Raw genomic sequence first — 260 nt, 5'->3', positions numbered from 1 at the left:
GGCGGCTCCGGCTTCTCCACCAGCAGTCTGCTGACCGGGCTGCTGATCGGCAACATGCTGAGCAACAACCGCAACAGCTACAGCTCCGAGCCGGTGTATCGCTATCGCGATGATCGCGGCAACTACGCCTCCTCGACGCTCAACCAGCGCGTGTCCAATGGGGCCACATTCGGCCGCTCGAACCAGGCCCGGTACGGCAGCAGCAACTACTCGAACACGCTGCGCTCTTCGAGCAAGCCGGTGTCCGTTGCATCGTCCAC

The 260-nt window shown here is 63.5% G+C and carries 1 protein-coding gene; it reads left to right on the top strand.

Annotated features, from left to right (window positions below; all coding sequences use genetic code 11):
* A partial coding sequence (locus tag SB765_RS31010) for a DUF1190 domain-containing protein (protein WP_410932673.1) occupies positions 1-260 on the top strand: 260 nt, incomplete at both ends.

Source organism: Pseudomonas sp. SIMBA_067 (genome assembly GCF_046534675.1).
GTDB lineage: Bacteria > Pseudomonadota > Gammaproteobacteria > Pseudomonadales > Pseudomonadaceae > Aquipseudomonas > Aquipseudomonas putida.
Note: the sequence above shows the minus strand (reverse complement) of the source record. Positions and strands in the feature narration are given on the sequence as shown.